Raw genomic sequence first — 8,975 nt, 5'->3', positions numbered from 1 at the left:
AACCGTTTGATTTTTAGATTCATATACACCTCAAAGTTGAGATGTTATTTTATCAAATTAAAGAGAATTAAGCGTTTAAATTAAATCGAAATTTTTGAAATTGGTCTGATCAATGTCTGTTATAGCAACTAATAAAGTACGCTTAACTCCCCCTGAACTCTGGTTAAGAGATTTACTACATATTGAACTACAAAGATATTTAAATTTATTTTTCTCTAGTCAGATATTTTCAGTGAATTTATTATCCAGAGCTCAGGGTGCGAGTAAATCTTAGCCCAATAGTAGTCGTTATTTTTTCATTGCAATCAATTTTAATTAAGATTTAAAGAAGCCCATTGATTTTGTTAAGTCGTTCGATAGGCGACTTAACTGTTGTGCATCTTGTAAAGTTGATTGAGCCGAGTTTAATGTTTGATCCGCTAAATTACTTACTTCTTGTGAGTCTCTAAGTGCCTGTGTTGTCGCATTTGACTGCTGCTTAACACGCTCAGAGATCACTTCACCTTGGTGTTTTATGTTGCCCATGCTTTGTTCGGCGCTTTGTAATGCCGTATTGGTCTCAGTGGCCGCTTTTACTGATTGTTCCATTTTGTCTACGCTCGAACGCATTTTCTGTTGTGTGTCGTCAGATGCTTGCTGTAAAGAGGTAATAATTTGATGAATTTCTTGAGTCTGAGTTTGTGTTCGCTGAGCAAGCGTTCTTACTTCATCTGCAACAACGGCAAAGCCTCGTCCGTATTCACCGGCTCTTGCCGCTTCAATGGCGGCGTTAAGTGCTAGTAGGTTTGTTTGATCTGCAATTTCGCTGATCCCTTTACTTACTTTACTTATTTCTTGACTATCTTGCGCCAGTTTATCTAGAGCTTGTTGGCTTTCTGCAAATTCAATTTGCAAATCTTGCATATATTTAGCAAGTTCCATGGTATTGCTTGAACCTTGTTTAACGTGTGCTGCGGCGTCTTGAGCTATGAGTGTTGCTTGATGCGCTGACTCTTCAACAGTATGTGCGCTTTGAGCCATATCGCTTAATGCGCTGTGGATAGCGTTTACACGGGTTTGTTGTTTGCTAACATCATCACTAGTTTGGCTACTGGCTTGCGATAATGATTTAGTCGCACTACAAAGCTCTACCGTACTTGTTTTTACATTTGATAATAAATGAGAAAATGCATTAAGCAGGGCATTATACTGTAATGCAATCGTACTCATTTCATCACTGCCATTTGATTCAAGTGTTGCTTTTAAGTCGCCATTTGCTGCTCTATTTGCCGCTTCTGCAAAGCGGTTAATTGTATCTACGACAGCAAAATAAAAACCAATCATTAAGTAAAAGGCAAAAAGTAGGCTTATAACCGATGCGGCTAATACGATATCACGAGTCCATTGTTGAATTTGTAGTTTGTCACTTACTAAGGACTCTAATGTTGGAATACTTTTATCAATTAATGCATTAATACTATTATGAACATCATTTGTGAGCTGCGTAAATTCACCTTTGTTTAGTTCTAGATCATCTGGTTCAAGCAGTTTTTTATCTATTGCATTTTTAAATGCATATACAGCGCTTTGTAACTGATTTAAAGCTGGTGCCAATATTCTATCAACTGATTTTTCTGAAGCGGTTGCTACACTTAATGTCTTATCTAATTGCTTTTCATACAGTGGTAATGACTTATTTAAGTTTGAAAGTGCTATAAAAGTATCTGGTGTAAACTGGTTATTATTAATTACTGTATTTGCACTTGCTGCTGTTAAATTTATTTGCATTATTAATGCTGGAATGGGCGTCACTAAAGCACGATTAACATAAGAACTGGCAAGTTGGCTGTCGAGCGCTAAGTTAGACTGAATTGAAACAAGCTCGAGCACATCATCAGCTTGATTATTTTTTACTATAAATCCTAATTTTTGTGCAATAGCGATGTTTTTCTCATTTGTTCCTTGGATTTGATTACTAAGAATCGCACGGTAGCCTTTTAAGCCTTGCTGCTGCAATTTTGAGACGTTAATACTATCGCTTAGTAAGGAGACCAAAAAAAACAAACTCAATGCAAGAGGAAGTAATAGTATGCCAAACATCAGGCTTATTTTTGTTTTATATTTTAAATTAGCCATTAGTTTAATTGCAGGCGCTGCAAATTGTCGTAATCCTGACATAAGACTCTCTTGTTATTTTGTAATGGATGAGATAAGTAGACCTTGATTAACTCAATTATCATTCATTTATAGTACTTTACAAATAAAAAAAGCCCTTTCGGGCTTTTTTCAATCTTTAGTCTTAATTACATGCTGCAAAAACAAGTGGTTAAAACTCTAAAAAATAATTTTAATATTAAAGCTTAGCAAATGAGCGTTCAGCTGCCGCTATTGTTTCTTGTACTTCTTGCTCAGTGTGTGCAGCGCATACAAAACCCGCCTCAAAAGCTGATGGCGCTAGGTAAACACCTTCTTCAAGCATAAGGTGGAAAAAACGTTTAAAGCGTTCTAGGTCGCACTCAGTAGCTTGTTTATAGGTTGTTACTTTTTCAGCGTCAGTAAAAAAGAAGCCATACATGCCACCTGCGTAATTGGTTGTTAGCGCTATGCCTGCTTTTTTAGCGCCAGCTTCAAAGCCTTCACAAAGCGCTTTAGAAATAGCTTCTAATTTATCGTGCAGGCCAGGTTCACTTAATAACTCAAGTGATTTTAAACCTGCTGCCATCGCAATAGGGTTACCTGAAAGTGTACCGGCTTGATATACTGGGCCAACAGGTGCAATGTAATCCATTATTTCTGTTTTACCACCAAACGCGCCAACTGGCATGCCGCCGCCAATTACTTTACCTAAACATGTAAGGTCTGGTTTAATGTTGTAATAGGCTTGTGCACCACCCAGTGCAACACGAAAACCTGTCATTACTTCATCAAAAATAAGCACCGATTTATATTCGTTACAGACATCACGCAAACCTTCTAAAAAGCCTGGTACTGGTGGAATGCAGTTCATGTTACCGGCGACTGGCTCTACAATAATACAGGCAATTTCGTCTGCATATTTTGCAAAAATAGCTTTTACTTCATCTAAGTTATTAAATGATACCGTAAGCGTATGCTTAGCAAAATCTTCAGGAATGCCTGGTGAATTAGGTACGCCCATTGTTAGTGCGCCAGAGCCAGCTTTTACCAATAACGAGTCAGCATGACCGTGGTAACATCCTTCAAATTTTAATATTTTGTCGCGACCCGTAAAACCACGAGCTAAGCGAATTGCACTCATTGTCGCTTCAGTACCGGAGCTAACCATACGCACTTTTTCGATTGATGGAACTAGTTCTTTTACTTTTTCAGCCATTAAAATTTCGGCTTCAGTGGGCGCACCGTAGCTAAGGCCGTTTTCGACCGCTTCATGAACGGCTTGCTTTATGGCTGGGTGGTTATGGCCCATGATCATTGGACCCCAAGAGCCCACATAATCAATATAACGATTACCGTCGGCGTCAAATGTAAACGCACCTTCTGCTTTAGTAATAAATAGCGGCGTACCGCCTACACCATTAAAAGCACGAACTGGCGAATTTACGCCACCTGGAATCGAGGCTTGAGCGCGTTCAAATAAGTCTTGGCTAATTGTCATGAAAAATCCTATAAATTGTCACTTGAAAGGGGGTTAGCTATCGCGTTTGCGGCTAAACCAAGGTACGTCTACTTCATACTTCTCGACTTTATTTTCTACGCCGAGTGTTAAAGCAAACAGTGCCATACGAATTAATACGCCATTTTGTACTTGGCGAAATATAGCTAAATTGTCGTTAGTGTTTAAGTCGTTATCGAGCTCATTGGCTTCAATGCGACTATCGCGCGGCAGAGGATGCATAAGTACAGAGTTAGGTTTACAGTGTGCACTGTAAATTGATTGGCTAATTCTAAATCCACCACGGTATTTATTTGCTTCTTCTTGAGAAGGGAAACGCTCTTCTTGAATACGTGTTTGGTAAACGATATCGGCGGCTAAATTACCTTCCATTTTATTTACTAGTTCAATTTTATGACCCGCGTTATCCACTGCATCTAAAATGTAATCAGGCATTTGTAAGCCATCAGGAGCAACCATCGAAAATTTTATGTTTTTATAATGGCACAACAGTTTTGAAAGCGAGTGTACGGTACGGCCGTATTTTAAATCGCCTACTAAGGCTATGTGCATACCATCGATATTTTGATCAAACCTGCTGAGTTCTCGTTCGATTGTAAGTAAATCAAGTAATGCTTGAGTTGGGTGCTCATTTGGACCATCTCCGCCATTAATTACCGGTACGCTGCAGCCCGTAGCAAATTCGCTGACTGACCCCGAGTCTGGGTGGCGCATAGCAACGGCATCTGCATAGGCTGAAATAACACGTGCTGTGTCGTATAGAGATTCACCTTTAGCAAGCGCAGAGCTTTGCATACCTGTTGTTTCGCGAACTAAACCACCGAGTAAGTTAAACGCTGTACCAAAGCTTACACGTGTACGTGTGCTTGGTTCAAAAAACAAGTTAGCTAAAATAGCACCTTCAAGTACGTTGGTACGCTTTTGCTTTTTAGCGTAAGGCTCCATTTTTTTAGCAACTGCAAAAATGCGTTCAATGCAGTCTCTGTCTAGTTGACTAACAGAGAGTATGTTTTCACCTTGGAAACTTAACATGGGGTTATTCCTAGTTTTTCAAAAGGGCACGATAATCCATAAAATGGGGCACGCAATCGCGCATATTATAACAAAGTTAAAATGTTACTTGTGCTCATTAGAGCGCAATAACAATTTTACAAGCTTGGCTTTATCACGGCTAATGCCACTATTATGAGTAGCGCAATAACCGGTAGCTCGTTAAAAATTCGATAAAATCGGTCGGTTTTAGTATTTCGATCATGCTTAAAATCGCTTAATAACTTAAAACAGTAACCGTGGTATATATATAAAATAATCACCAGTACGAGTTTGTAATGTAACCACATACTGTATCTAAACCAGTCACGGCCATATTCAACAATGGTTAAAACGCCAAATACAGCTGTTAAAACAGCGAATGGAGTCACAAAATAAAGTAGTCTACGCTCCATTACTTTAAGCATAGAGTTGCACGATTTTTCTTCGCTCATTGCGTGGTAGACAAATAATCTAGGTAAATAAAAAATACCAGCAAACCACGCAATCATAAAAAATACATGCAAGGTCTTATAAATTAGTAATGCGCTCATACTATTCCTTATTGTTTAAAGTAAGCTGTTACGAATGGTTAAAATATGATGAATTTGATCCCAGCGTAATAGGCCCATAATTTGTTGATTATCTAAAAGATTGTAAACGTACAATGCACCACTTCTTTTATCTTTTAATATATCGAATGCATCAGCTAAGGTTGCTTGGCTACTAATGCCTTGCAGGCTAACGTAGTTTAAATTAATCGCTTGGTCCGACATTAAACTTAAGTCATATTCTGCAAGTCTATAACCATTTTCCTCATCAAATACAATCAGTGGCGTTTGGCTGTCCATTGCATCAAGGGTGTTTTTTATTTGCTCTTTATCGTCTGAATACAGTAATTTAAAATCTTCATCCATATCGTCCATTATGCCCACTTTTTGTAGGGCCTCTGTAGCGGGAGACACATGATACGGCAACTCCTGAAAATCGAGTTGCTGTAAAAATATAGAGCGATTACCAAAAAACTGTAATGCGGTTACATAGGCTGTTGTGATAACAAGCATGGCCGGTACGATAATTTCAGGCGATGATGTTAGCTCCATGACCGTTGTTAAGGCTGCAAGAGGAGCATGCAGGGTTGCGGCCATTAATCCAGCCATTCCCAAAACACCATAAGTACCCGCTATATCAGTGCCAGGACTAATAAATTGCGCACAAAAAGCCATCAGAGTTCCAACTAATACGCCAAGCCCAATCACAGGGCCAATTAACCCACCGGGAATACCCAAACCAATTGCAAATAGCGTAGCGAGTAATTTAGCAATTAAAATAGTGGTGAGTAATTTTACGTTATCAGGAGATTCAACCGCAATGGTAATCGCACTCATACCAGAGCCCATTGCTTGAGGTACTGCATATGCAATTAAGCTAGCAATACATCCTGCAATCAGTAAACGAGGAAACATGCTTAAAGGTTTAAATGTTTTAATAATTAACATTAAATTTTGATTGAAGCTAAATGCAATTGCACCGAGTGCCATACCACATAATATTAAATACGGATAATGCCAACCACTCAATGGCGCTATTGTAATAAGTGCCAGCTCAGAGCCTTCACCAAATACAAACTGAGTAGCTAGTGCGCCTGTCACCGCAGCAAGCATAATAGGCACAAATATATGGACTTTATATTCCCTAAGTACGACTTCCATTACAAAAATAACGGCAGCAAGAGGCGTGTTAAATGATGCAGCAATACCAGCTGCAACACCACACCCGCTCAAAGTCCTCATCGCATTATGAGGTAAGTGAAGTTTATCAGCTAAAATACTCGCGCCTGTGGCACCCATATGAACAGAAGGACCTTCTCGGCCGACCGAAAAACCACTAATGAGGGCTAATGCGCCACCAACAAACTGATTTACAGTATTATAGAGTGGCATTTGTCCGTAATGACGTTTAATACGATGAATAACAAAGGGAATACCTAAACGGTAATGTTTAAAGCCAGTAAATGCAGCAAAACATGCGATTAAGAGTGCCGCTATTAGTGGCATTAAAACGCGCTCAAGAGTAGGTAAGGTAGTAAAGTCGTCAGGCGTTTCTAAAAATAGGCTTTGGAAAAATAGAATGGTTAAACGAAATAAAATAATAAAAAATGCAGCAATCAATCCGGCAACTACGCCTAATAAGCATAATTGTACAGATGTTTTAGGTTTTGCCAGCCGACGCCTGAGCTGCTCAAGCCACATGCATTATTTCCTCAAAGCATTTTCAGCGTGCAGTTTAGCAAAAGCTTATCACTAAGTCCTTTTGATTTTAGAGTTTTGTGCAAAGACCTCTTGTGGCAAAAGGTAATCAGTATGTTAACTCTGTTATTGCTTATCAAATGATCTTTAAGGATTAAATTTAATCCTTAAAGATCAATATATCTTAAACAATAAACTTTTTAAGTAAGTTTTGTTGATCTTTTACGTTTTCGGCTAAGTTAGTATTTGTCTCAAATTGCTCCTTAGCGTATTCATCAACTTGCACACTAATATCTTTAATATCAATGGTGCTTTTATTTATATCTTCAATAACAGTACTTTGCTCTTCGATTGCGGCGGCTATTTGGTAATTTCTATCCATAATATCTTTTACAGACATTGAAATGGTATTGAGTGATTGATTCGCTATTTCGGTTTGTTCAACGCATAGCGTGGCTTTCGTTTTGCTTTTTTCCATTGCTTGTTGAACTTTAGATGAAAATAACTGAATTTGCTCAATCATTAATTTAATTTCTGTTGTTGAACTTTGTGTTCTTGAAGCGAGTGTTCTTACTTCATCCGCAACGACTGCAAACCCCCGTCCGTATTCACCAGCTCTTGCTGCTTCAATCGCTGCATTTAAGGCAAGTAAGTTTGTTTGTTCTGCAACGTTATTAATAACAGATAATATTTGCTCAATACTATTGCTATGCTCTGCTAGTTGGTTGCTTAGTTCTTGTGAATTCGAGATAGAATTAGACAAATCGGTAATGTCCGAGGTTGTCTTCTCAAAAAGTGTTTTGCTAGAGCTTGTTGAATTATTAACTGAGGTGACTGACGTTGCCGCTTCTTGTGCGCTGGATGCTATTTCTGCAGATGTCGTACTCATTTGATTAATAGCAGTCGCTAAACTATCAATTAATAAATATTGATCATTAAGTGACTTACTTGATTCTGTCGATAAGGATTTAGCAGCTGCACTTTGTTCTTCGACATTACTTGCTTTATTAATAACACCACTTACAAGCTCCTGTAAGGATGATAAGAATCGATTAAAGCTTTTAGCAACAACACCACATTCATCCTCAGAGGTTATTTTTAATCGCTGCGTTAAATCTCCGCCCCCAGATGCAATTTCACTAATAGCATGCTCTAACTCGTCAAGTGGTTTGAGCAAAATTTTAATTAAAGTTCTAAATACTAAAACACAAAAAGTAATACTAATGATAGCGATAAAAAATGTGCGAATAGTGAATACGGTAAGTGATTCATAGACTTTGTCTTTATCCAATAACATGGCTACAGACCAGTTAACACCGATTTCATCACCAATGGGGTAAAAATATAAGAGTTTAGTTTTTCCTTCGTGTTCTATTTCTAAAATCTGCTTGCTCTGTTTTGGGGATTGTTGATAAATGTCTTGTGTCTGCTTATTACTTAAATTGGCTGTAGGGTGAGTGATTATTTTACCTGAGCCATCAACAACAAATGCAAAACCATTACCATTAAAGTTTATGGTATTAACACTATCAGCGATATCGCTTAAGCCGAGATCTCCTCCAATAACGCCTTGAAAACCATCTGCATTATTTATTGCGGTTACAGCCGAAAGTAATAATTTATTGGTTGCCGCATCAGTGTAAGGGGCGGTAAAAGAAATCATTTCATTGTCTTTAGCTAACTTGAACCACGGCCTTTGTTTGAAATCAACACCGGGCGGATTTACTCTGTTTTTATTATTTGAGCGTAGTTCTTTTTCGTCATTTAATGTGCCAAACATTAATAAAAAATCGTCTGTAAAAGCTGGGTTTTCTAACCCAGACTGAAAGTTTTGTTTCGAAAAGTCTGACTCAATGTGTTTTTTTAGAACATTGAGCTGAGCTGATTTACTGATAAGCCAATTGCCAATACTTTGTGAAAGTAGCGACGCATTATCTTGTATATAAGCAGTAGTGGATTTTTTTAGCGTTTGTTGAACGAGTAGATATGTTGTTGTTGCAAGTAGTGAAATGACGATAAATACTACAATACCGGAAGCGATTGAGAACTTTGTTCTAATTTTCATA

6 protein-coding genes are annotated in these 8,975 nt (G+C 38.2%); all 6 read right to left on the bottom strand.

From position 1 onward, the window contains the following. Positions 1-315 precede the first annotated feature (315 nt). Positions 316-2,157, bottom strand: coding sequence for a methyl-accepting chemotaxis protein (locus H5119_RS09545; RefSeq protein ID WP_182702056.1), 1,842 nt, complete (start codon positions 2,155-2,157; stop codon positions 316-318). Positions 2,158-2,332: 175 nt separating this feature from the next. Further along, positions 2,333-3,613, bottom strand: coding sequence for a glutamate-1-semialdehyde 2,1-aminomutase (gene hemL, locus H5119_RS09540; protein ID WP_182702055.1), 1,281 nt, complete (start codon positions 3,611-3,613; stop codon positions 2,333-2,335). 33 nt (positions 3,614-3,646) lie between these two features. Then, positions 3,647-4,663 (bottom strand): aspartate carbamoyltransferase, encoded by a 1,017-nt coding sequence (locus H5119_RS09535; protein WP_077535729.1) that lies wholly within the window; start codon positions 4,661-4,663, stop codon positions 3,647-3,649. A 116-nt stretch (positions 4,664-4,779) separates the two neighbouring features. Continuing rightward, on the bottom strand, positions 4,780-5,214 hold the full coding sequence (locus H5119_RS09530; protein WP_077535728.1) for a CopD family protein: 435 nt from the start codon (positions 5,212-5,214) through the stop codon (positions 4,780-4,782). A 15-nt stretch (positions 5,215-5,229) separates the two neighbouring features. Further along, positions 5,230-6,912, bottom strand: coding sequence for a chloride channel protein (locus H5119_RS09525; protein ID WP_182702054.1), 1,683 nt, complete (start codon positions 6,910-6,912; stop codon positions 5,230-5,232). Positions 6,913-7,093: 181 nt separating this feature from the next. Then, positions 7,094-8,974, bottom strand: coding sequence for a methyl-accepting chemotaxis protein (locus tag H5119_RS09520; RefSeq protein ID WP_182702053.1), 1,881 nt, complete (start codon positions 8,972-8,974; stop codon positions 7,094-7,096). Between the last annotated feature and the right edge of the window lies 1 nt (position 8,975).

It is taken from the genome of Pseudoalteromonas sp. SG45-5, from assembly GCF_014164085.1.
In the GTDB taxonomy this organism is placed as follows: Bacteria; Pseudomonadota; Gammaproteobacteria; order Enterobacterales; family Alteromonadaceae; genus Pseudoalteromonas; species Pseudoalteromonas aliena.
The sequence above is the reverse complement of the archived record's forward strand: the minus strand, read 5'-3'. Positions and strand labels throughout refer to the sequence as shown.

Coding starts and splice junctions, on each gene's coding strand:
- H5119_RS09525 (WP_182702054.1), bottom strand. CDS start 6,912: ATGTGGCTTGAGCAGCTCAGGCGTCGGCTGGCAAAACCTAAAACATCT.
- H5119_RS09530 (WP_077535728.1), bottom strand. CDS start 5,214: ATGAGCGCATTACTAATTTATAAGACCTTGCATGTATTTTTTATGATT.
- hemL (WP_182702055.1), bottom strand. CDS start 3,613: ATGACAATTAGCCAAGACTTATTTGAACGCGCTCAAGCCTCGATTCCA.
- H5119_RS09535 (WP_077535729.1), bottom strand. CDS start 4,663: ATGTTAAGTTTCCAAGGTGAAAACATACTCTCTGTTAGTCAACTAGAC.
- H5119_RS09520 (WP_182702053.1), bottom strand. CDS start 8,974: ATGAAAATTAGAACAAAGTTCTCAATCGCTTCCGGTATTGTAGTATTT.
- H5119_RS09545 (WP_182702056.1), bottom strand. CDS start 2,157: ATGTCAGGATTACGACAATTTGCAGCGCCTGCAATTAAACTAATGGCT.